Below are 20,384 nucleotides of genomic sequence, written 5' to 3'. Positions count from 1 at the left end.
GACGGACATTGCTGGCGGGCGTTTCGCGGCTCGCGTATCCTTCGCGCTCTTCGAAAAATCGGACAACAAAATCCGACAATTCCCCCCCGTTTTTCTCCGGAGTTCGCTGAATGCTTTCTGGTTGGCTGCGCGCCTGTGCGTTGGTGATGGTTGGGATGGTCAGCGCTTCAGCGCTTGCCGTGGATAAGCCGCATACGGTGATCGTCGTCGGCGGCGGTCTGGCGGGACTCACGACGGCTTACGAGCTGCAGAGCAAAGGCTGGCAAGTCACCTTGCTGGAAGCCAAACCCAACGTTGGCGGCCGCTCCGGTCTGGCCGGCAGCGAATGGATTGGCAACGCCAAGGCCCAGCCGGTGCTCAATCAGTACATTGATCGCTTCAAGATCAAGGCGGTGCCCGCGCCGGAGTTCGTGCGGACCCCGAGCTACCTGATCGAAGGCGAATACTTCACCGGCGCCGACCTGGCGACCAAACAGCCAGCGACCGCTGAAGCCATCAAGCGCTACGAAGCGGCGGTGGATGACCTGGCCCGCTCGATCACTGACCCGGACAACCCGGCAGCCAACAGCACGTTGTTTGCACTGGACCAGATCACCGTTGCCAACTGGCTGGACCGTCTGAGCCTGCCACCGACCGCGCGCCAGCTGATCAACCAGCAGATTCGTACGCGCTACGACGAACCTTCGCGTCTGTCGCTGCTGTATCTCGCACAACAAACGCGGGTCAATCGCAACGTCGACGACCGCGACCGTCGCGCCGCTCGCCTGCCGGGTGGCAGCGCGGTGCTGGCCGAGGAATTCGTCAAACAGCTGAAAGTCATCAAGACCAATTCGCCGGTATCGGCCATCAACCAGGATAAGGACGGCGTGACCGTCAAGGTCGGCTCGCTGGGTTACGAAGCCGAATATGTGGTGTTGGCCGTGCCGTTGCGCGCACTGAGCAAGATCCAGATGACCCCGGCCCTGGACGCCCAGCGTCTGGGCGCGATCAAGAGCACCAACTACGGCTGGCATGACCAGATCATGCTCAAGTTCAAGACCCCGGTCTGGGACAGCAAGGCGCGCATGTCCGGCGAGATCTATAGCAACACCGGCCTCGGCATGCTGTGGGTCGAGCCTGCGCTGAAGGGCGGCGCCAATGTCGTGATCAACCTGTCCGGCGACAACGCCCGCATCATGCAGGCGTTCGGCGACAAGCAACTGGTGGATCAAGTGCTGATCCGCATGCAGGCGTTCTACCCACAGGCCCGCGGCGCGTTCACCGGTTATGAGCTGCGTCGCTCCAGCATCGACCCGTCCAGCGGCGGCGCGTACCTGGCGTTCGGCCCTGGCCAGATCAGCAAATACTGGCGCTTGTGGGAACGACCACTGCAGCGCGTAGCCTTCGCCGGCGAACATACTGACACTTTGTACCCGGGCACCCTGGAAGGCGCATTGCGTTCGGGTCAGCGCGCGGCCGCTCAGGTGCAGGGTCTATCTGAAGGCAAGTCGTACGAACCGGTCAAAGCGCCGCCTCCGAAGGCCCCTGAACCGGCCAAGGAAAGCAGCGGCGGTATTGGCGGCTTCTTCTCGAACCTGTTCGGCGGTTCCAAGCCTGAGCCAAAACCGGCCGAGAAAGCGCCAGCACCTGCTCCGGCCCCGGCTCCAGCGCCTGCCCCGGTAACGCCGCCGCCAGCTCCAGTGGTTGAACCGGCCAAGCCTGCGGTCGTGGAGCCTGCTAAAAAGGCACCGGCCAAGAAAGAACCGGCGAAGAAGGACCCCGTCAAAAAGGCCCCCGCCAAACCGGCAGCCACTCACAAAGCCCCTGCCAAAACCGACGCTGCGAAAAAAGCGCCGGCCAAGGCCACGGGTGACAAGGCGGCACCGGCCACTCCGGCGGCTCCGGCAGCACCCGCGACCGACAGCAAAAACTGATCGGTAACGGCTGAAAACAAAGGCGCGGCTTGATACCGCGCCTTTTTTACGCCTGGATGAACCGTAACGCTGGCTTAATCTCCTTCGTACGAAAATATGTCAGAAGATTTCAATCGGATTTTCTGATTCTTCAAAGCAACATTTTGCGCTTTCTTTCGATAGGTAAAGCGCTAGTCTCTCCCTCGGCCCTTACAGGATATTCAGCATGCAGCTACGCAACTCTTCTTCTCGCTATGGCTGGGTCAGCATTGTTTTGCATTGGGGTGTCGCGCTGACGGTGTTAGGCATGTTTGCGCTAGGGTTGTGGATGGTGGGGCTGGGCTATTACGACACGTGGCGCAAGGCTGGCCCTGACCTGCACAAGAGCATCGGCATCACGCTGTTCCTGTTCATGCTGATCCGGGTGATCTGGCGTTTCCTCAGCCCGCCGCCAGCAGCGCCTGCTACCCACAGCCGGTTTGTGAAGACGGCTGCGAAACTGGGGCACGCGTTTCTGTACCTGGACCTGTTTCTGGTGATGTTCGCCGGTTACCTGATTTCCACCGCAGACGGTGTCGGGATTTCGGTGTTTGGATTGTTCGAAGTGCCTGCATTGATCAGCGGACTGCCCGACCAGGCAGACGTGGCGGGCACCGTTCACTTGTACCTGGCCTGGACCCTGGTGATTTTCGCTGGACTCCACGGGCTGGCCGCTTTGAAGCATCACTTCGTTGATCGTGATGCCACGCTTGTACGTATGCTTGGCCGTAAGGCCTGATACTCAATTCAACTGGAAAGGAAGAAGACGTATGTTGAAAAAGACACTTGCTGCACTGGCCCTTGGTACCGCGCTGCTGACAGCGGGTCAGGCAATGGCCGCTGATTACACGATCGACAAGGAAGGCCAGCACGCCTTCATCAACTTCAAGATCAGCCACTTGGGCTACAGCTTCATCTACGGCACGTTCAAGGACTGGACCGGCACATTCAGCTTCGACGCCGCCAAGCCTGAAGACAGCAAGATCAGCATCGACGTCAAGACCGCCAGCGTCTTCACCAACCACGCTGAACGTGACAAGCACATCAGCAGCAAGGACTTCCTCGACGTCGCAACTTATCCTGACGCCAAATTCGTCTCCACCAAGGTCAGCAACGTCGGCAAGAACGCCGATGGCAAAACCACGGCTGACGTGACTGGCGACCTGACCCTGCACGGCGTGACCAAGTCGGTTGTGGTCAAGACTACCTTCCTGGGTGAAGGCAAGGATCCATGGGGCGGCTACCGTGCCGGCTTCGAGGGCACCACCTCGATCAAGCGTTCTGATTTCGGCAAGATGATGGACCTGGGTCCACAGTCCGACACCATGGACCTGGACATCTCGTTCGAAGGCGTCAAAGCCAAGTAAGACCCGTTGTTGTAGTGATAAAGCGCCGACCTTTGGGTCGGCGTTTTTGTGCCTGGCGCTTTTTTTCAGCCAGGCTTCCCCTGCGATGGCAATGCGGCACTCCTGAGAATGTACTGCTCACCGCATCTGTGGGAGTGAGCTTGCTCGCGATTGCTATCTAGCAGGCAGCGCTTTGTATCTGCCCTACCGCTAATCGCGAGCAAGCTCACTCCTACAGGACTCATAAGCCGGCAGAAACAAAAACGCCCCGAATCAGTCGGGGCGTTTTATTTGCTACTGAACAACCGGCGCTGCTTAACCTTCGCGGTTGCGGGTCAGCAGGGCTGGTTTTTCACCGCGTGGGCGGCTTGGCAGCTGATCAAGTTGTTCAGCCGAAGGGAAACGATCGCCCTTGGACTCTTTGTGCATGATCTTCGGTGCAGGCTGACCGTCGCGAGGGCCGCGAACTGCTGGCTCCTGACGCGCTGGCTGGTCTTCGCGTGCCGGACGACGGGCACGTGGCGAGTCTTCACGGCGAGCCTGACCATCACGGCCGGAGCCGTTGCGAGGACCGCTGCGTTTGGCCGGAGCGCCGGCGGTATCGGTGCTGGCGGGAGCGCCAGTGGCCGAACCGCTGCCTGAACCACCGCGCGGACCGCTACGGCCTGGCGCCTGACCACGTGGTGCCGGTGCGGCCCCAGTGGCAGGAGCGCCCGGACGACGACCGCGGCTCTGGTTCTTGTTCTGGTACGGGCTGACGTAGTCGGCGCGGTTACCGAAGTTGTCCACTTCGTCATCGAGGAATTCGTCGGGTGCGCGATTCGCACCTGACGCCGCTGGCTGCGACTGACGTGATTCGCTCGACGCCGTGCCCTGACGCGGCTTTTGCGGGCGTGCCGGACGTGCCGGGCGCTCGCCCGAAGCTGCTGCAGCGGCCGGCTTTTCCTTGCCTTTGTCTTTGCCTTTGTCCTTGCGACCGCCACCACCGCCGCCGCCGTTCGGACCGTCGCCACGCGGGCCACGGGCATTGCGCGGGTTACGCACGTCCGGACGCTCGCGGACTTCCGGCTTCTCGGCTTCAACGGCCGTGATGTCGAAGCCCATCAGATCGCCGTCGGCAATCTTTTGCTTGGTCATGCGCTCGATGCTTTTCAGCAGCTTCTCTTCGTCCGGCGCAACCAGCGAGATCGCCTCGCCGCTACGGCCTGCGCGACCGGTACGACCGATGCGGTGCACGTAGTCTTCATCGACGTTAGGCAGCTCGAAGTTGACCACGTGTGGCAACTGGTCGATGTCCAGACCGCGGGCAGCGATGTCGGTCGCGACCATGATGCGGACGGTGCCAGCCTTGAAATCCGCCAACGCTTTGGTGCGCGCGTTCTGGCTCTTGTTGCCGTGGATAGCCACAGCGCTGAGACCATGCTTATCCAGGTACTCGGCCAGGCGGTTGGCGCCGTGCTTGGTACGGGTAAACACCAGCACTTGCTCCCACGCGCCTTGGGTGATCAAGTGCGCCAGCAGCGAGCGTTTGTGGTTGGCTGGCAGGCGGAAGACGCGCTGTTCGATGCGCTCGACCGTGGTGTTCGGCGGCGTGACTTCGATACGTTCCGGGTTGTGCAGCAGTTTGCCGGCCAGCGCGGTGATGTCCTGGGAGAACGTTGCCGAGAACAGCAGGTTCTGACGCTTGGACGGCAGGCGCGCGAGGACTTTCTTCACGTCGTGAACGAAGCCCATGTCGAGCATGCGGTCAGCTTCGTCGAGTACGAGGATCTCAACGTGGGACAGATCGACGCTGCCCTGACCGGCCAGATCGAGCAAACGACCCGGGCAGGCGACCAGTACGTCAACGCCGCGCGCCATGGCCTGGACCTGTGGGTTCATGCCGACACCGCCGAAGATGCAGGTACTGACGAACTTGAGGTTCTTGGCGTAGATCTTGAAGCTGTCGTGGACTTGAGCGGCCAGTTCACGGGTCGGGGTCAGGACCAGAACGCGGGGTTGGCGCGGGCCGTGACGCTGGGATTTGTCCGGATGACCGTTGGGAAACAACCGCTCCAGGATTGGGAGGGCGAAACCACCGGTTTTACCAGTACCTGTCTGGGCGGCGACCATCAGATCGCGGCCTTGCAACACGGCGGGAATGGCCCGCTGTTGCACTGGGGTAGGCTGGGTGTAGCCAGCAGCCTCGATGGCGCTGACTAAAGCCTCGGAGAGACCGAGGGAAGCAAAGGACATGAGTAATCCTGTCTTGAGTTGGGGCCATAGAGGCCCAAATAGGGATGATCTTCCAGGCGCAGACTAAAGGTTCTGCACGTAACGTGAATGCGCTCGACCCTGCTGCGGTCATCGCACACTCCTTGGAAGGTGCAATGGCGTCCGGTCCTGTGGAGGTCTGTAAGTTCAACTCGGGCAGGGGCGCAAAAAGTGCGCTGCTGACGTGTTCGAGAAGTCTTCTGTGAGACCGTGCACCCGGGCGCAAGCCTGGCGGGGACGCCGGAGTATAACAGAGCAATCACAACGCGCTGCTTTCCTGCTGCTCAACGGTTTTATCGACACTTTCCCCCGGTTCTGCAGGCAATGTCGTCAGTGTTTCGCCGGTGTACCGCTCCACCAGTTTCGCGTACGCGGGTTCGCGCTTGAAACGCTTGAGTTCTGCGCTGAAGCGCTGGGCCAGCAAGTCCATGCCGGCATTGCGGCGCAGCGCCAGGTACTGCCCCCGGTGATTGAGCACGGTCGGCAACTGACTGACCTGGCCTTCCAGCTTGAGTCGCTCGATCATCTGTCGGCCCAGCAGGCGATCGGTCACCATCAAATCGATGCGGCCGCGAATCAGTTTGCCGAAGTTCGCTTCATGGCTTGGCGCAGGCTCGCGGATGAACGCCGTCGAGCTGTCAAACGCCGGGCTGTATCGATAACCCGGAGAGACGCCGACGGTCAGCCCGTGCAGGTCTTCTACGCCATTGAAGGCATGCGGCCGGGCATTGGCCTGAAACAGCACCCAGTCGATGCTCGATAACGGTTCGTTTGGATACAAAAGATCAGGGCGTGCTTCGTCCTTGAAGATGTCGAGAACTCCGTCGGCCTCGCCGTCACTGAGCATCATCAGGCAGCGTTTCCACGGGAGAAACTGCCACTCGACGTCGATGCCCAGACGCTCGAAGACAACCGCCGTCGTGTCGTAATCCAGCCCGGAGGCATGGTTGTCGTCCACGATGACGTAAGGGGACCAGGGTTCGGTGACGATCCGCAGCTTTTCGCCCAGCGCGCTGAAGCTCAGGCAGGCGAGAAGAGCGGCAATGAATAGCGGGAGGATGGACGGCATGCGCGCGAGATTACGACGCGAGCTAACTAAATAGAAGCAATGATTCTCAACAAAAACAGAAGGCTCGGCTCAATGACGGGGCTGGCAGGCCTCGGGGTGACGAGGCCTGCCGGTGAAGCCAGCGCGGTTTCAATCCGTTTGGATAGAAACCGTTATCGTGCAGAGAGGTTGAGGTTGTTCCAGACCGCCAAACTGGGTTCGGCCTGATTCAGCGTGTAGAAATGCAAGCCGGGCGCACCACCGTGCAGCAGTCGTTCGCACATCTCGGTGATGACCTGCTCGCCAAACGCCTGAATGCTCGCCGTGTCGTCGCCGTACGCTTCCAGCTGCTTGCGAACCCAGCGCGGGATCTCCGCACCGCATGCGTCCGAAAAGCGCGCCAGTTTGCTGTAGTTGGTGATCGGCATGATGCCCGGCACAATCGGAATATCCACGCCCATCTTTCGTACGCGCTCGACGAAGTGGAAGTAGCTGTCAGCGTTGAAGAAGTACTGGGTGATCGCACTGTTGGCGCCGGCGTTGGCCTTGCGCACAAAGTTTTTCAGATCGTCTTCGAAGTTGCGCGCCTGTGGGTGCATCTCGGGGTAAGCCGCGACTTCGATGTGAAAGTGATCGCCGGTTTCTTCTCGGATGAAGCTCACCAGGTCATTGGCATAACGCAACTCACCGCTGGCCATGCCCATGCCTGAGGGCAGGTCACCGCGCAGGGCAACGATACGTTTGATGCCGGCTTGCTGGTACTGCGTCAGCAAGCTGCGCAGGTCAGCCTTGCTGTCACCGACACACGACAAGTGCGGAGCGGCCGGGACGTGCACTTCTTTTTCCAGCTGCAGCACGGTGTTGATCGTGCGATCGCGCGTGGAACCCCCGGCACCGTAAGTGCAGGAGAAAAATTCGGGGTTGTAGCTGGCCAGCGTACGCGCCGTGGCAAGCAGTTTTTCATGACCAGCGTCGGTCTTCGTCGGGAAGAACTCGAAACTGTAGCTACGGTCTTGGCTCATGGAGCGAGTCTCCAGCGGCAAGCTACAAGCCATAAGCTGCAAGAGTGGCGGTGCGCCGTATCCTGCAGCTCAAGGCTTGCCACCTGGTGCTGCTAAATGCTTGGACGATTTAAAGCCTGACGCGGCAAGTGCTCACAATGGTGATGCCTTTACTTGCCGCTTGAAGCTTGCCGCTTACTGCTTAGTAGCGATAAGCGTGCGGCTTGAACGGACCTTCGACGGTCACGCCGATATAGTCGGCCTGGGTCTTGGTCAGCTTGGTCACGACGCCGCCGAAGCCGCGTACCATTTCCAGGGCCACTTCTTCGTCCAGCTTCTTCGGCAACACTTCAACGGTCAGACGCTCGGCTTTCTGAGCAGGGCTCAGGTCAGCGTACTTTTGGTTGAACAGGAAGATCTGCGCCAGCACCTGGTTGGCGAACGAGCCGTCCATGATGCGGCTCGGGTGACCGGTTGCGTTGCCCAGGTTCACCAGACGGCCTTCGGCCAGCAGGATCAGGTAGTCGTCGTTCTGCGGGTCAAACTGGCCAGCGCCGGTGCGGTGGATCTTGTGCACTTGCGGCTTCACTTCTTCCCATGCCCAGTTCTTGCGCATGAAAGCCGTGTCGATTTCGTTGTCGAAGTGACCGATGTTGCAGACCACTGCGCGTTTTTTCAGCGCCTTGAGCATGTTGGCGTCGCAGACGTTGACGTTGCCGGTGGTGGTAACGATCAGGTCGATCTTGCCCAGCAGTGCTTTGTCGATGCTCGCTTCGGTGCCGTCGTTCTCGCCGTTGATGAAGGGCGAAACCAGTTCGAAACCGTCCATGCACGCTTGCATGGCGCAGATCGGGTCGACTTCGGTGACCTTGACGATCATGCCTTCCTGACGCAGCGACTGAGCCGAACCCTTGCCCACGTCACCGTAGCCGATGACCAGCGCTTGCTTGCCGGACAACAGGTGGTCGGTACCGCGCTTGATGGCGTCGTTCAGGCTGTGACGGCAGCCGTACTTGTTGTCGTTCTTGCTCTTGGTGACCGAGTCGTTGACGTTGATCGCAGGGATCTTCAGTTCGCCCTTGGCCAGCATGTCCAGCAGACGGTGAACGCCCGTGGTGGTCTCTTCGGTCACGCCGTGGACGCGGTCCAGGATGGCCGGGTATTTCTTGTGCAGCAGCTCGGTCAGGTCGCCGCCGTCGTCGAGGATCATGTTGGCGTCCCATGGCTGACCGTCCTTGAGGATGGTCTGCTCCAGGCACCACTCGTACTCGGCTTCGGTCTCGCCTTTCCAGGCGAAAACCGGAATGCCGGCAGCAGCGATGGCGGCAGCGGCCTGATCCTGAGTCGAGAAGATGTTGCAGGACGACCAGCGTACTTCGGCACCCAGGGCAACCAGGGTTTCGATCAGCACGGCAGTCTGAATGGTCATGTGGATGCAGCCGAGAATCTTCGCGCCCTTGAGCGGTTGTTCGCCAGCGTACTTGCGACGCAGGCCCATCAGGGCTGGCATTTCGGATTCGGCGATGATGGTTTCGCGACGGCCCCAGGCAGCCAGGGACATGTCGGCGACTTTGTAGTCGTTGAAATCGTTGGGCGTCAGTACAGCACTCATAAAGAGTCTCCATTCGTAGGGTGCGAATGGGCGCCGTTGTGCGTTTAAAGCTTGAGCGGCGAGAAGCCTGATCAAACAACGCCCTCTCCGAGCCTGACAGGTCTGACCTGCTGCAGCGCCCCTCGGACAGGTGGCGGGAAAACGGTCACAAGGTGTGATGACCGTTTTTTGAAGCGGTGGCGATTATCTTTCTTTGAGCTGCAAGTGGCAAGCTGCAAGCGGCAAGCGGTAAACAACAACGGACCTGCTTTTAACTTGCAGCTTCAGGCTTGAAGCTTGAAGCTGGGGCACATCCACCACCGTCTCCCAAACACCCCGGAGCCCCCATGAACTTCCACACCCGCAAATGGGTAAAACCCGAAGACCTCAACCCCAACGGCACGTTGTTCGGCGGCAGCCTGCTGCGCTGGATCGACGAAGAAGCGGCCATCTACGCCATTGTTCAGTTGGGCAATCAGCGCGTCGTGACCAAGTACATTTCCGAGATCAACTTTGTCAGCGCCTCGCGTCAGGGCGACATCATCGAACTGGGGATCACCGCCACCGAGTTTGGCCGCACCTCCATCACGCTGACCTGCCAGGTGCGCAACAAGATCACCCGCAAGAGCATTCTCACGGTCGAGAAAATGGTCTTCGTGAACCTGGGCGAAGACGGCCTGCCGGCGCCACACGGCAAGACCGAAATCACCTACGTGAAAGATCAGTTCAAGGAAGATGTGATCAACGAGTGATGGGGCAGAGGGTGAACGCAGGGGGCAGTTGTCTGTAGGAGCCGGCTTGCTGGCGAATGCGCCGGGTCAGCGATGACGATGTTGACTGAACCGACGTGTTCGCCAGCAAGCCGGCTCCTACAATGATCTGCGCATCCCGCCCCCCCCCCCAGGGAACCAGACCCTGTAACACGCTAGGCCGGATGACGCGCCTGCCAGTCCCGCAGCCACTGCAGGCCTTCGCTGGTATCGCCTTTCGGACGGTACTCGCAGCCGACCCAGCCGGTGTAGCCCAGGCGATCAATTTCCTCGAACAGCCACGGGTAGTTCACTTCCCCCACGCTCGGCTCATGGCGGTCCGGCACGCCCGCGATCTGGATGTGGCCGATGCCGGCGAAGTCGCGGCGCAGTTTGCTGGTGACGTCGCCCTCGACGATCTGGCAGTGATAGCAGTCGAACTGCACCCGCAGATTGTCAGCGCCGACTTCTCTAAGCACCGCCTGGCCCTGATCCTGACGGTTGAGAAAGAAGCCCGGAATGTCCCGGGTGTTGATCGGCTCGATCAACACCGTCAGCCCGACCTTTGCCGCCTGTTGTGCGGCGAAGCTCAGGTTTTCCAGGTACACCGCGTGATGCTTCTGGCGCAGGTCTTCACTGGGCAGCAGGCCGGCCATGACGTGAATCCGGTCGTTGCCCAGCACCGCTGCGTAATTCAGTGCTTTCTGAAAGCCGTCGCGAAATTCGCTCTCCCGGCCCGGCAACGATGCAATGCCGCGCTCGCCCTTGGTGAAGTCGCCGGGCGGGGCGTTGAACAGCGCCTGGGTCAGGCCGAAGTCGTCCAGACGCAGCTTGATTTCCTCGGCCTTGAAGTCATACGGAAACAGGTACTCCACGCCCTTGAAGCCGTCACTCGCCGCAGCCGAGAAACGCGCCAGAAAGTCGTGTTGCGGATACATCATGCTGAGGTTGGCAGCGAAGCGAGGCATGGTTATCTCCTAATTGAAGCCGTTAGACGAAAGGCCAGAGCAGCAGCGTCATCAAGAAACCGAGGGTGCCCAGAATGGTCACCAGAAAGGTCCAGGTGCGCAGGCCATCGGCAACGTTCAGGCCCGCCAGTTTGGTGAACATCCAGTAACCGGCGTCGTTGATGTGCGACATTGCCAGACCGCCACCGCCCATGGCCAGGCAGAGCAGGGCCATGTGGTTGGCGCTCAGGTTCAGCGTGGCGATCAGCGGGCTGAGAATGCCGGCCGTGGTCACCAGCGCCACTGTGGTCGAGCCCTGCACGGCACGCAACAGCAGCGTCAGCAGAAAACCCAGCGCGAGGACCGGCAGGCCGGTGTTGCGCAGCGCTTCGGACACGACCGCGCCAATTCCGGTATCCACCAGCACCTTGCCGAACACGCCGCCTGCGCCCGCAATCAAAATCACCATCGCCACGCCCGGCAATGCCGAACCCACGACGTCGGACACCTGATTGCGGCTCCAGCCACGGCGCGAGCCCAGCAACCAGGCGCACAGCAGCGTGTCGATCAGCAGTGCCACCAGCGGCGCGCCGAGAACGGTCAGCACGTTGCGCAGCATTGAGTCGGCCGGCAACATCGTGGTCGCCAGCGTGCCCAGCAGAATCAAAATGATCGGCAGCAAAATCAGCGCGATGATGATGCCTGCCCCCGGCGCCGGCGCTTTTGGCAGGCGTGCCGCCAGGCTGCTGGCGTTTTCTTCAAGACCCAGCTCTTTGGTGTGGGTCGCTTCAGACACCCGCGAGTAATCGTTATTGGCCCAAGCCACCAGGTCTTCGTTGGTAACGTGGGAGCCATACACTTCGCTGCGGATATCGTCGGTCATCGGGTAGACCCTGCGGGTCATGCGCCCGGCAATCAGGTAACCGATCAGGCACAGAATGCCCACCATCGGCAGCCCGAACATCAACACGCGACCCAAGTCCGCACCCAGCTGGCCGGCGGCTGCAACGGCGCCCGGATGCGGCGGCAGGAAGGCGTGTACCGACAGCAACGCTGCGCACATTGGCAGCGCATAAACCAGCAGCGGTTTGCGAGCCGCCCGGGCGACACCGTAGGCTAGTGGCATGAGGATGATCACGCCCACTTCGAAAAACACCGGAATACCGACCATGAAACCCGCGACAGTCAGGGCCAGCGGCGTGCGCCGATTGCCGAAGCGGTTGATCAGCGTCTTGGCCAGCGCCTCGGCGCCGCCGGACAGTTCGATGATGCGGCCGATCATGGCGCCAAGGGCAATGATGATCGCAATGTGGCCGAGGGTTTTGCCCATGCCGCCTTCGATCGTAGCCACCAGGTCGCTCGGTTTAACCCCGGCCACCAGCGCCACGATAATGCTGACCAGCATCAGAGCCACGAACGGTTGAAACTTGTATTTCAGGACTAGAAGCAGCAACAGCGCAATGCCGGCTCCAGCGACGAGCATGAGGAATAAAGGAGTCATGTTGTGTCCCGTTGTTATTGTTTTCCGGCCAAGCCGGTCCGCCGAAAACCGGGAGTCCGGTTTTCGATCCAAACGCCGTTGGGGTTACCAGTTCACGCCGAACGTCTGGCGCAGTTCTTCCAGAGCCGCTGCGTCCAGCGGTTCAGGTTTGGGGTTGCTCATCAGCCAGAGGCGTGCGGTCTCCTCCAGCTCTTCCAGCGCATAAGAGGCCTTGGCGACCGAGCTTTCCCAGATCACCGGGCCGAGTCGTTCGAGCATTACGCCGCGCACGCTGTTCGCCAGCTTCGCCACCTGATCGGCGACGTTCGGCGAGCCGGGACGCTCGTAGGCAATCAAGGGAATGTGCCCGACTTTCATCACCTGATACGGCGTGATGGGCGGGAGGATGTCATCCGGTTTCCAGACGCCGGCCAGTGTCAGCGCGACCAGATGCGTCGAGTGGGTGTGCACCACGCCGCCAACGCCGGGATTGCGGTCGTAGACCTGACGATGCAGGGCCAATGTCTTCGACGGCTTATCGCCGGACACCCATTCGCCGGCCAGATTGACCTTGGCGATGGCATCAGGATCGAGGCGCCCCAGGCACGCGTCCGTTGGCGTGATCAGCCAGCCATCGTCGAGACGCGCACTGATATTGCCTGCGCTGCCCACGGTATAGCCGCGTCCGAACAGCAGACGGCCGATGGTGCAAATCTCTTCACGCTGCTTGTTTTCGGCGCTCACTGAAGGGCTGGTTACGTTGCTCATTGGGCACTCCCTGCCAGTTGCTTGAGGGCTTTGTCGAAAAAGTCGCGGCCACCGAAATTCCCGGACTTCAGCGCCAGGGCCAGAGGCATCGCACCGCTGCTGATGGTCGCTGGAACACCCGGGTCGATCTGCGCGCCGATCTTCAGCAGGCTCACACCCAAGGCCTGAACCACGGCACCGGAGGTTTCACCGCCAGCGACGACAAAGCGTTTCACGCCCGCGTCCAACAGGCCGCTAGCGATCTGCCCCAGCGCGTCTTCGACCAGCGCGCCGGCACGTTCGACGCCGAGCTTTTGCTGCACGGCTTTAACGTCTTCCGGGCTGCTGGTCGCGTAGAACAGCACGGTTTGCCCAGCGTCGCGGGCGAAGGCCAAAGCGTCTGCCACCACCGGTTTGCCTTCAGCGAGTGCCAATGGATCGATGCGCAGAGCCGGCCGGTTAGCCTCAAGCCAGGCGGCAACCTGGCCGTTGGTAGCCACCGACGCGCTGCCCGCCAATACGACTTCGCCGCCGTCGACGTGCTCAAGCTTCGCGGCATCAATGTCACGCAGCTTGCCCGCTTTACGGAAATTGCCTGGCAGACCCAGCGCCAGACCCGAGCCGCCGGTGAGCAGCGGCAGGTCGGCGCAGGCTTCGCCCAGCGTGTACAAATCAGCGTCAGACAGCGCGTCGGCAATCGCCATGACCACGCCGTCTACCCGTAACTCTTTGATGCGAGCACGCACGCCGTCGACGCCTTTGGCGATGCTGTCATAACGCAGCAGGCCAACTTTCTGCGTGGTTTGCGATTGCAGCACGCGCACCAGATTGGCATCGGTCATCGGCGTCAGCGGGTGGTTTTGCATGCCACATTCGCTGAGCAGTTGGTCCTGCACGAACAAATGACCACGGAAGATCGTGCGACCGTTCTCCGGGAACGCGGGGCAGGCCAGGGTGAAGTCGCTGTTAAGCGCCTTGAGCAGCGCTTCGCTGACCTGGCCAATGTTGCCTTTGGCGGTGGAATCGAACGTCGAGCAGTACTTGAAGAAGACCTGCTCACAGCCGCGATCACGCAGCCACTGCAGCGCGGCGAGGGATTCTTCCACCGCTTCTGCAGCGGGCGTGGTGCGGGATTTCAGCGCGATGACGATGGCGTCGGCGTCCAGTTCGGCCAAGCTTTCGGCGCTCGGGATGCCAATGCTCTGCACAGTGCGCATGCCGCCCCGCACCAGCATGTTGGCCAAGTCGGTGGCGCCGGTGAAGTCATCGGCGATGCAGCCCAACAGAGGGCGCGGAGTCGTGGTGCTCATCAGCGTCATCTCAGTTGTTTTCAGGCTTGGCGGTCGGCAGTTCGATGCCCGGGAAAATCTTGATCACGGCAGAATCATCCTCGCGACCAAAGCCAGCGGTAGAGGCTTGCATGAACATCTGGTGGGCGGTGGACGACAGCGGCAGCGGGAATTTGCTGGCGCGGGCGGTATCGAGTACCAGACCCAGGTCTTTGACGAAGATGTCCACGGCCGACAACGGCGTGTAGTCCGCCTTGAGAATGTGCGGCACGCGGTTCTCGAACATCCACGAGTTACCGGCGCTGTTGGTGATCACTTCGTACAGCGCATCGGCATCGACGCCTTCGCGCAGGCCCAGGGCCATGGCTTCGGCGCTGGCGGCAATGTGGACGCCCGCAAGCAGCTGATTGATGATTTTGACTTTGGAGCCCAGGCCGTGGACGTCGCCCAGGCGATAGACCTTGCCCGCCATGCCGTTGAGGATCGCGTCGGCCTTGGCGTAAGAATCAGCCGGGCCGGAGGTCATCATCGTCATCTCGCCAGCAGCTGCCTTGGCCGCGCCCCCGGAGATCGGCGCGTCGAGGTAGAGCAGGCCTTTTTCGGTGAGGCGCTGACCCAGTTCGATAGCGAAGGTCGGTGCGACCGTGGCGCAACCGATGATCAGGCTGCCCGGGCGCAGGGCGGCGACTGCGCCGTTGTCGCCAAACAATACGGTTTCGGTCTGCTCGGCGTTGACAACGACGGTGATGATCACGTCGCAGGCCGCCGCCATGCTTGCAGGAGATTCACAGGCAACGCCGCCTTCGCTGGCGAATTGCTCTGTCACGGCGGCGCGCACGTCACAGGCATGAACGTTGAAGCCGCTGCGCAGCAGGGAGCGCGCTATGCCCAGTCCCATTGCACCCAGCCCAATGACGCCGACATTCTTGTTATCCATGAATCTCTCCTCGGGTGAGCGCCGAAGTTCATCAGCACTCGAACGGTGTTTGTTCTGATCTGTTAAAGATAGTGAACCCGTGATCGGATAATGTGAAGTGCTTTTTTGAATTAACAAAAATTAACATCGACGTGGCTGCACATAAAAAAGCCCTGGCTGGCTGCCAAGGCTTTGATAGGACTACTGGGACGAGGATGGTTGAGTCTGTAGGAGCCGGCTTGCTGGCAAACACGGCTTGTCAGTCACCTTTGCATCGGCGGGTTCAACCACTCGCCAGCAAGCCGGCTCCTACGGATTGAGGGCAATGCCGGTCAGCGAGGCGTGTCCACCGATGCCAGCATCAATTCGACCCCCAGCCCGCGAATGCTGTCCGTAGCACCATGGGCAAGTCGGTCGTCGCTGATGATCGTGTCGAACTGCTCCAGGCCCGCGACCTTGTACATGCCGAACGTGCCGTATTTCGTGCTGGTCGTCAGCAATACCGTGCGCGACGCTGACTGCATCGCCGCTTGCTTGACCTCTACCTTCAGCGCGGAAGGCGTGGTCGTGCCGCGTTGCAGGTCCCACGAACTGGTCGACATGAATGCCACGTCGGTTGCCAATTGCCGCAAGGTTGCGGCGGCCAGCCCGCCGACACAGGATCGATTCGGATGATCCAGCAGCCCGCCGGTGTGAATCACATCCACATGGGTCGCATCGGCGAGGGCGTTGACCACGCCAAAATCGTTGGTGACCACGGTCATGCCCGACAGTGCGACGATGTACGGGACGATTTCCAGCGTGCTGGTGCCGGCGTCCAGGTATACCGTCATCTCAGGGTGCAGCAGGCTGGCGGCCAGTTTCGCCATCGCCTGTTTGTGCGGCAGCTCGACCACGGCCTTGGACTGGTGACTGGGCTCGCTGTGAACCTGGCTGGCGATGCGCACCCCGCCGGTCACCGAATAGGCACGGCCGCTTTGCTCAAGCAGCGCGATGTCGCGGCGAACAGTCATGTGCGAGCAGTCGAACATTTCCATGAGCTGATGCACGCTCAGCACCTGATGCTTGCGCAACTGGCGCAGCATCAACTCCCGGCGCTGATCGGGAATCATCGGCGCTGCGCCACTGAGGGTGGCGTCTTCTTCGCTGGACATGCAGGCTCCTGGGCAACGAAATACAGCCGAGGTCGGCCGCGTGGCTGGCATCTTAGCCAATCGGGATGGCGGTGGCAGTAACGACGAGCAAACTGCGCGCCGGTTGGTTTCAGTGGGACGTCACAGCCAGTTCCACTGAGTGCATGCGATACCTTAGTGGGACCGGCTTTAGCCGGGAAGAGGCCGGAGTGAACGCCGTCAGATTTGCGGTGTACACATGACGCCTTCCCGGCTAAAGCCGGTCCCACGGAGTGCGCGTGATCTAGTGATCCTCACCAGCATGCTGGACCTGCAAGAACCTTTCGACGGGCCGTGGCTCTTAGGCTGTAGATGGGCGTTTTCTATTGAAGCTCAAATTCTAAAAAAGGATGCAGGTATGACCGTCGCGTTTTGGTGTGTGTTGATCGTGATTCTGTTGCCGATAGGGTGCGCTGGTGTTGCCAAGTTCAGCAGCGGCAAGTTCAGTGCACGGCACAATCATGATCCCCGGGACTTTCTCGACCGCCTCGAAGGTCTCCCGCGGCGCGCCCACAACGCGCAGCTCAATAGTTTTGAAGCGATTCCAGGATTTACTGCCGGTGTGATCATTGCCCACGTCGCCGGCGTGGCGCAGTTGGTGACGATCGACGTACTGGCCGTGCTGTTCGTGACCAGTCGCCTGCTCTACATCATCTTTTATCTGGCGGATCTCGCGGCGTTGCGTTCGCTGGCCTGGATCGTCGGTATGGGGCTGGTGATTGCGCTGTTTGGCGTCTCTGTCTGACCGCTCACTATTTCTAAGTTGACGCGATGTGGCAGCAAACACGCGACCTGTGGGAGTGAGCTTGCTCACGAAGAGGCCAGTACAGTCGCTGAGTATTTCGGACTGAACGCCACTTCCCGAGCAGCTCACTCCTCCAGAAAGCAGTAATTGCGCTTAATCGTCGTCCTCGTCCGGCTTGACGTTTTCCAGCTTCTCCTGCTCTTCCTGCAACTCCTTGCGGGACTCGGCCAGCTTGTCTTTACGCTTGTCGATTTTCTCGGGATCGCCCTTGCTCATCGCCTTGTTCAAATCCGCCTGACGACGGCTGACTTCGCGCTTGGCATCCAGCACCTTCTGCTCCTGCTGCTTGAGCAAGTCGGCGTCGGTGCAGTTCGCGGTCACTTCACTCAACGCTTTTTCCAGCCCTGCCTGCCGATTGGTATTGCCAGCGGCCTTGGCGTTTTCGAGCTGAGTGGTGATGTCCTGGCGCTTTGCGGCGCATCCGGACGGCTCCGACGCCTGCTCGGCTGCAAACACCGGCGCGGCCAGAAACCCGCACGCAGTGAATGCAAAAAGGGATGACAGGAATTTCATGAATACTCCTTGAATACAAATAGCCATACGCTCGACACAATCATGTGGCCCTAAAAAGACTAAAAACCTTTGATGCCTTCGTCCCGCAATTGCTTGCTCAAAGCCTGCACCTGCGGGTCTTGGAAAAATGCATGCAGTTGCTGCGCACGTCCCGAGCCAATACCAGGTTCGATTTGCCATTCCTCCACACTTCGTGAGGCCAGGGCCGCCCAGGACTCACCCAGATCAACGCCTGTAGCCGGCGGCAAACCGATGGCCTTGAGCCAGACGACAAACGGCTTTTCTCGTGCGCCCTGGAAACTTGTCAGCAGTTTAGCGCTGCTGCGTTCGCCCAGACCGGGAATGTTAGCAAGCTGCGCACTGTCGAGGGTCATCCAGTCCAGCAAACCATTTAATTGTCCTGCCTGAATCAACTTATCCCACGTGCCCGGTCCTACGCCGTTGAGCACCAACCCCTTCTTCCCACTCAACCATTTCAACCGTTCACGGAACTGGCTTTCGCAGCCCTCAACGGGCTGCCAGCAACTCAGCGAATGAAAATCCTCCACTCGCGGCACATCCAGCGGCGCACGATCAACGCTGCGCGATATCACCTCATCCAGACGCGGAATCGTCAGGCCGGCGAGGCTGATCGCGACCTGATCGCCAGGCCGAATGTCCATTTCCTGCCAGCGCTTAAGCGAGCCCACGCTGATGCGGGCGATCATCCGGTCATCCAGGCGCACCGGTTCGATGTCCAGCACGGGCGTGATCTTGCCACTGCGCCCGACATTGAAATGAACCTTGCGCACCTCGGCCAGCGCCTGCGCAAACGGGTACTTCCAGGCCGCGATCCAGTACGGCGCTTTCGCCTGCCAGCGCTCGGCCGACGGGCGCTCGCCCTGCCGAATGACTACGCCATCGGTGGCAAACGGGAGCGGCGAACGGTACCAGTGCTCGCGCCAGTTCTTTGCCTGAGTGAAGCCCTCCAACGGCTCACTGAAGCGCGCGCTGTCCTCGAAACCCATGGCTCTCAGCCCTGCCAGTCGCTCGGTCATGGCCGACGGACCTTCCGGCCAGTCCCAGACGAACAGCCCGATATTCGCGCCTTCCTGCTCGCTAATCCCGTGACGCGCCAGCAACCCGGCCACTTTGCTGCGAGCGTTCAGACTGCCGGCGTTCGCCTGAACGTGATCTGTCAGCCTCCAATACAGCTCACCCTGCAGGATCACGGTCTTTTCCCACGCGAGATGGCGAGGAATCGCTTCGATCTGGTGAGCATGTCCGGTCCAGTCTTGGCCGAAAACCCCGTCGCCCCGGCTGATGGCGCTCACTAGTTTGCCGTCGACATACACCAGCGTGACCGCCACGCCGTCTACCTTTGGCTGAATCCACAGATCGGTTCGTTCTTTGAGCCACGCCTGAACGGCGGCCTCACCCGGTAATTTGGTCAGGCCGGTGTGAGGGATGGGATGGGCAACGGGACCGCGCGCGGTTTTCAGCGGGTTCAAGGGCGAGGCTGGCATCGCGGCGAAACAGCCGCGCAGATCGGCGAGCCGTTGAACAGATTGGTCGTACAGCTCATCGGCCACCAGAGACACGCCTTGGCGGTGATAGCTGTCGTCCCACTGGGTGATCTGGCTTTGCAGCGCAAGGATCTCGCTTCGGGCTTTTGCCGGTGGCCAGTCGGGGCATGAGGCGGCATTGGCAGCAGTGGAAACGAGGGCGATTAAAGCGCAGGTCATCGCGCGGAGGAGGGGCAGCATCGGAGCGTCCTTGCCGGGGGAGGGACTGCAAGGCTAGGTTTTCTCGATGGGCGTTTCATTGCGCCTTGGTTACCGCGTTTGTCTCGCACCGGTACAGCCAGACCTTTTTTACCACGCCCGGCTGTGTCTTGAGCTAGCTCGTCACGAGTGCAAAATGATGTTTCATCCCAGCACCAGGAAGAGGCACTGCCATGGACCTGTCGACCCTCGCTCTATTCATCCCCGCCTGTTTCGCCCTGAACATGGCGCCGGGCCCGAATAACCTGCTCTCGATCAGCAACGCGTCGCGTTATGGGTTTGGCCGCGCCTGCACCGGTGGGCTTGGTCGGTTGCTGGCATTCGCGATCATGATTGCGCTTGCAGCGGTCGGGCTTACAGCAGTGCTGCATACGTCCGAGTGGCTGTTTCATACGATCAAGATTGTGGGGGCGGCGTATCTGTTCTATCTGGCGTTACAACTGTGGCGAGCGCCATGCGAGGCGCACGATGTCGAAGCCGGCGCGCAGGCCGGCGTGACGAGGCTGGCACGCCAGGAGTTTCTGGTCGCCATTGGCAACCCCAAAGCCATTCTGTTGTTTACGGCGTTTCTGCCGCAATTCGTCGACCGCTCCGGCGTAGTCACTGCTCAGTTCGCACAATTGGGGGCGATGTTTCTGGTGCTGGAATGTATCGCCATCGCGCTTTATTGCTGGATGGGGGTGCATGCGCGTCGGCTGTTTGCCAAGCCCAGTGGCAAGCGTGTGTTCAATCGAGTGTGCGCGGGGTTGTTGGCCAGTGCGGCGTCGTTTTTGCTGGTGGCGCGCCGAAGCTGATCATTCCGTCAGTCGAATGCAAAAAGCCCCTGACGACTT

General features: G+C 60.7%; 18 protein-coding genes and 1 riboswitch. Of the genes, 6 read left to right on the top strand and 12 right to left on the bottom strand.

The window, feature by feature from the left end:
* Nucleotides 1-110 precede the first annotated feature (110 nt).
* From FX982_RS06115 to FX982_RS06105, 3 genes are all read left to right on the top strand, one after another.
* A complete protein-coding gene (locus tag FX982_RS06115; protein ID WP_172610000.1) occupies nt 111-1,913 on the top strand; it encodes a flavin monoamine oxidase family protein in 1,803 nt (600 codons plus the stop codon).
* Between the two features lie 205 nt (nt 1,914-2,118).
* The gene (locus FX982_RS06110; RefSeq protein WP_172609999.1) at nt 2,119-2,670 is read left to right on the top strand and encodes a cytochrome b; all 552 of its coding nucleotides are present in this window, start codon (nt 2,119-2,121) and stop codon (nt 2,668-2,670) included.
* Between the two features lie 31 nt (nt 2,671-2,701).
* Nucleotides 2,702-3,298: a YceI family protein gene (locus FX982_RS06105; RefSeq protein ID WP_122536433.1), complete on the top strand. Its 597-nt coding sequence runs from the start codon at nt 2,702-2,704 to the stop codon at nt 3,296-3,298.
* A 294-nt stretch (nt 3,299-3,592) separates the two neighbouring features.
* Here FX982_RS06105 and FX982_RS06100 read toward each other — a convergent pair whose 3' ends face one another.
* The 4 genes from FX982_RS06100 to ahcY all read right to left on the bottom strand — a co-directional run bounded on the left by FX982_RS06100 (nt 3,593) and on the right by ahcY (nt 9,191).
* On the bottom strand, nt 3,593-5,512 hold the full coding sequence (locus tag FX982_RS06100; protein ID WP_172609998.1) for a DEAD/DEAH box helicase: 1,920 nt from the start codon (nt 5,510-5,512) through the stop codon (nt 3,593-3,595).
* Between the two features lie 277 nt (nt 5,513-5,789).
* Complete coding sequence (locus FX982_RS06095) at nt 5,790-6,599, bottom strand: substrate-binding periplasmic protein (protein WP_172609997.1); 810 nt, start codon at nt 6,597-6,599, stop codon at nt 5,790-5,792.
* A gap of 152 nt (nt 6,600-6,751) precedes the next feature.
* The gene (metF, locus tag FX982_RS06090; RefSeq protein ID WP_172609996.1) at nt 6,752-7,600 is read right to left on the bottom strand and encodes a methylenetetrahydrofolate reductase [NAD(P)H]; all 849 of its coding nucleotides are present in this window, start codon (nt 7,598-7,600) and stop codon (nt 6,752-6,754) included.
* Between the two features lie 181 nt (nt 7,601-7,781).
* Complete coding sequence (ahcY, locus tag FX982_RS06085) at nt 7,782-9,191, bottom strand: adenosylhomocysteinase (RefSeq protein ID WP_172609995.1); 1,410 nt, start codon at nt 9,189-9,191, stop codon at nt 7,782-7,784.
* A 21-nt stretch (nt 9,192-9,212) separates the two neighbouring features.
* Nucleotides 9,213-9,321: riboswitch (S-adenosyl-L-homocysteine riboswitch) on the bottom strand.
* Between the two features lie 196 nt (nt 9,322-9,517).
* On the opposite strand from ahcY, the gene FX982_RS06080 reads away from it, so the two are divergent.
* The gene (locus FX982_RS06080; protein WP_133775566.1) at nt 9,518-9,922 is read left to right on the top strand and encodes an acyl-CoA thioesterase; all 405 of its coding nucleotides are present in this window, start codon (nt 9,518-9,520) and stop codon (nt 9,920-9,922) included.
* 173 nt (nt 9,923-10,095) lie between these two features.
* Here FX982_RS06080 and otnI read toward each other — a convergent pair whose 3' ends face one another.
* From otnI to FX982_RS06050, 6 genes are all read right to left on the bottom strand, one after another.
* Nucleotides 10,096-10,887: a 2-oxo-tetronate isomerase gene (gene otnI / locus FX982_RS06075; RefSeq protein WP_172609994.1), complete on the bottom strand. Its 792-nt coding sequence runs from the start codon at nt 10,885-10,887 to the stop codon at nt 10,096-10,098.
* A 22-nt stretch (nt 10,888-10,909) separates the two neighbouring features.
* Nucleotides 10,910-12,367: a GntT/GntP/DsdX family permease gene (locus tag FX982_RS06070; protein ID WP_172609993.1), complete on the bottom strand. Its 1,458-nt coding sequence runs from the start codon at nt 12,365-12,367 to the stop codon at nt 10,910-10,912.
* Nucleotides 12,368-12,451: 84 nt separating this feature from the next.
* On the bottom strand, nt 12,452-13,114 hold the full coding sequence (gene otnC / locus FX982_RS06065) for a 3-oxo-tetronate 4-phosphate decarboxylase (protein ID WP_172609992.1): 663 nt from the start codon (nt 13,112-13,114) through the stop codon (nt 12,452-12,454).
* On the bottom strand, nt 13,111-14,403 hold the full coding sequence (otnK, locus tag FX982_RS06060) for a 3-oxo-tetronate kinase (protein ID WP_172609991.1): 1,293 nt from the start codon (nt 14,401-14,403) through the stop codon (nt 13,111-13,113). Before otnK ends, otnC begins: the two co-directional genes overlap by 4 nt.
* 10 nt (nt 14,404-14,413) lie before the next feature.
* Complete coding sequence (ltnD, locus tag FX982_RS06055) at nt 14,414-15,319, bottom strand: L-threonate dehydrogenase (protein ID WP_172609990.1); 906 nt, start codon at nt 15,317-15,319, stop codon at nt 14,414-14,416.
* A gap of 311 nt (nt 15,320-15,630) precedes the next feature.
* Nucleotides 15,631-16,452, bottom strand: coding sequence for a DeoR/GlpR family DNA-binding transcription regulator (locus FX982_RS06050; protein ID WP_172609989.1), 822 nt, complete (start codon nt 16,450-16,452; stop codon nt 15,631-15,633).
* 376 nt (nt 16,453-16,828) lie between these two features.
* On the opposite strand from FX982_RS06050, the gene FX982_RS06045 reads away from it, so the two are divergent.
* Nucleotides 16,829-17,215 carry an MAPEG family protein gene (locus tag FX982_RS06045; RefSeq protein ID WP_172609988.1) on the top strand — a complete coding sequence of 129 codons (387 nt, stop codon included), beginning with the start codon at nt 16,829-16,831 and terminating at the stop codon, nt 17,213-17,215.
* 153 nt (nt 17,216-17,368) lie between these two features.
* Here the strand turns inward: FX982_RS06045 and FX982_RS06040 are convergent, their stop codons facing one another.
* Both FX982_RS06040 and ligB read right to left on the bottom strand, forming a co-directional pair.
* Complete coding sequence (locus tag FX982_RS06040) at nt 17,369-17,788, bottom strand: DUF1090 domain-containing protein (RefSeq protein ID WP_172609987.1); 420 nt, start codon at nt 17,786-17,788, stop codon at nt 17,369-17,371.
* A 59-nt stretch (nt 17,789-17,847) separates the two neighbouring features.
* Nucleotides 17,848-19,533, bottom strand: coding sequence for an NAD-dependent DNA ligase LigB (gene ligB / locus FX982_RS06035; protein ID WP_172609986.1), 1,686 nt, complete (start codon nt 19,531-19,533; stop codon nt 17,848-17,850).
* A 191-nt stretch (nt 19,534-19,724) separates the two neighbouring features.
* On the opposite strand from ligB, the gene FX982_RS06030 reads away from it, so the two are divergent.
* Nucleotides 19,725-20,345, top strand: a complete 621-nt coding sequence (locus FX982_RS06030; RefSeq protein WP_172609985.1) for a LysE family translocator — start codon at nt 19,725-19,727, stop codon at nt 20,343-20,345.
* The last annotated feature ends 39 nt before the right edge of the window (nt 20,346-20,384 follow it).

Origin of the sequence: Pseudomonas graminis (assembly GCF_013201545.1) — a bacterium.
GTDB lineage: Bacteria > Pseudomonadota > Gammaproteobacteria > Pseudomonadales > Pseudomonadaceae > Aquipseudomonas.
Note: the sequence above shows the minus strand (reverse complement) of the source record. Positions and strands in the feature narration are given on the sequence as shown.

Excerpts from the sequence above, each read along its gene's own strand:
- FX982_RS06115 (WP_172610000.1), top strand. The coding sequence starts at position 111 with ATGCTTTCTGGTTGGCTGCGCGCCTGTGCGTTGGTGATGGTTGGGATG.
- FX982_RS06110 (WP_172609999.1), top strand. The coding sequence starts at position 2,119 with ATGCAGCTACGCAACTCTTCTTCTCGCTATGGCTGGGTCAGCATTGTT.
- FX982_RS06105 (WP_122536433.1), top strand. The coding sequence starts at position 2,702 with ATGTTGAAAAAGACACTTGCTGCACTGGCCCTTGGTACCGCGCTGCTG.
- FX982_RS06100 (WP_172609998.1), bottom strand. The coding sequence starts at position 5,512 with ATGTCCTTTGCTTCCCTCGGTCTCTCCGAGGCTTTAGTCAGCGCCATC.
- FX982_RS06095 (WP_172609997.1), bottom strand. The coding sequence starts at position 6,599 with ATGCCGTCCATCCTCCCGCTATTCATTGCCGCTCTTCTCGCCTGCCTG.
- metF (WP_172609996.1), bottom strand. The coding sequence starts at position 7,600 with ATGAGCCAAGACCGTAGCTACAGTTTCGAGTTCTTCCCGACGAAGACC.
- ahcY (WP_172609995.1), bottom strand. The coding sequence starts at position 9,191 with ATGAGTGCTGTACTGACGCCCAACGATTTCAACGACTACAAAGTCGCC.
- FX982_RS06080 (WP_133775566.1), top strand. The coding sequence starts at position 9,518 with ATGAACTTCCACACCCGCAAATGGGTAAAACCCGAAGACCTCAACCCC.
- otnI (WP_172609994.1), bottom strand. The coding sequence starts at position 10,887 with ATGCCTCGCTTCGCTGCCAACCTCAGCATGATGTATCCGCAACACGAC.
- FX982_RS06070 (WP_172609993.1), bottom strand. The coding sequence starts at position 12,367 with ATGACTCCTTTATTCCTCATGCTCGTCGCTGGAGCCGGCATTGCGCTG.
- otnC (WP_172609992.1), bottom strand. The coding sequence starts at position 13,114 with ATGAGCAACGTAACCAGCCCTTCAGTGAGCGCCGAAAACAAGCAGCGT.
- otnK (WP_172609991.1), bottom strand. The coding sequence starts at position 14,403 with ATGAGCACCACGACTCCGCGCCCTCTGTTGGGCTGCATCGCCGATGAC.
- ltnD (WP_172609990.1), bottom strand. The coding sequence starts at position 15,319 with ATGGATAACAAGAATGTCGGCGTCATTGGGCTGGGTGCAATGGGACTG.
- FX982_RS06050 (WP_172609989.1), bottom strand. The coding sequence starts at position 16,452 with ATGTCCAGCGAAGAAGACGCCACCCTCAGTGGCGCAGCGCCGATGATT.
- FX982_RS06045 (WP_172609988.1), top strand. The coding sequence starts at position 16,829 with ATGACCGTCGCGTTTTGGTGTGTGTTGATCGTGATTCTGTTGCCGATA.
- FX982_RS06040 (WP_172609987.1), bottom strand. The coding sequence starts at position 17,788 with ATGAAATTCCTGTCATCCCTTTTTGCATTCACTGCGTGCGGGTTTCTG.
- ligB (WP_172609986.1), bottom strand. The coding sequence starts at position 19,533 with ATGCTGCCCCTCCTCCGCGCGATGACCTGCGCTTTAATCGCCCTCGTT.
- FX982_RS06030 (WP_172609985.1), top strand. The coding sequence starts at position 19,725 with ATGGACCTGTCGACCCTCGCTCTATTCATCCCCGCCTGTTTCGCCCTG.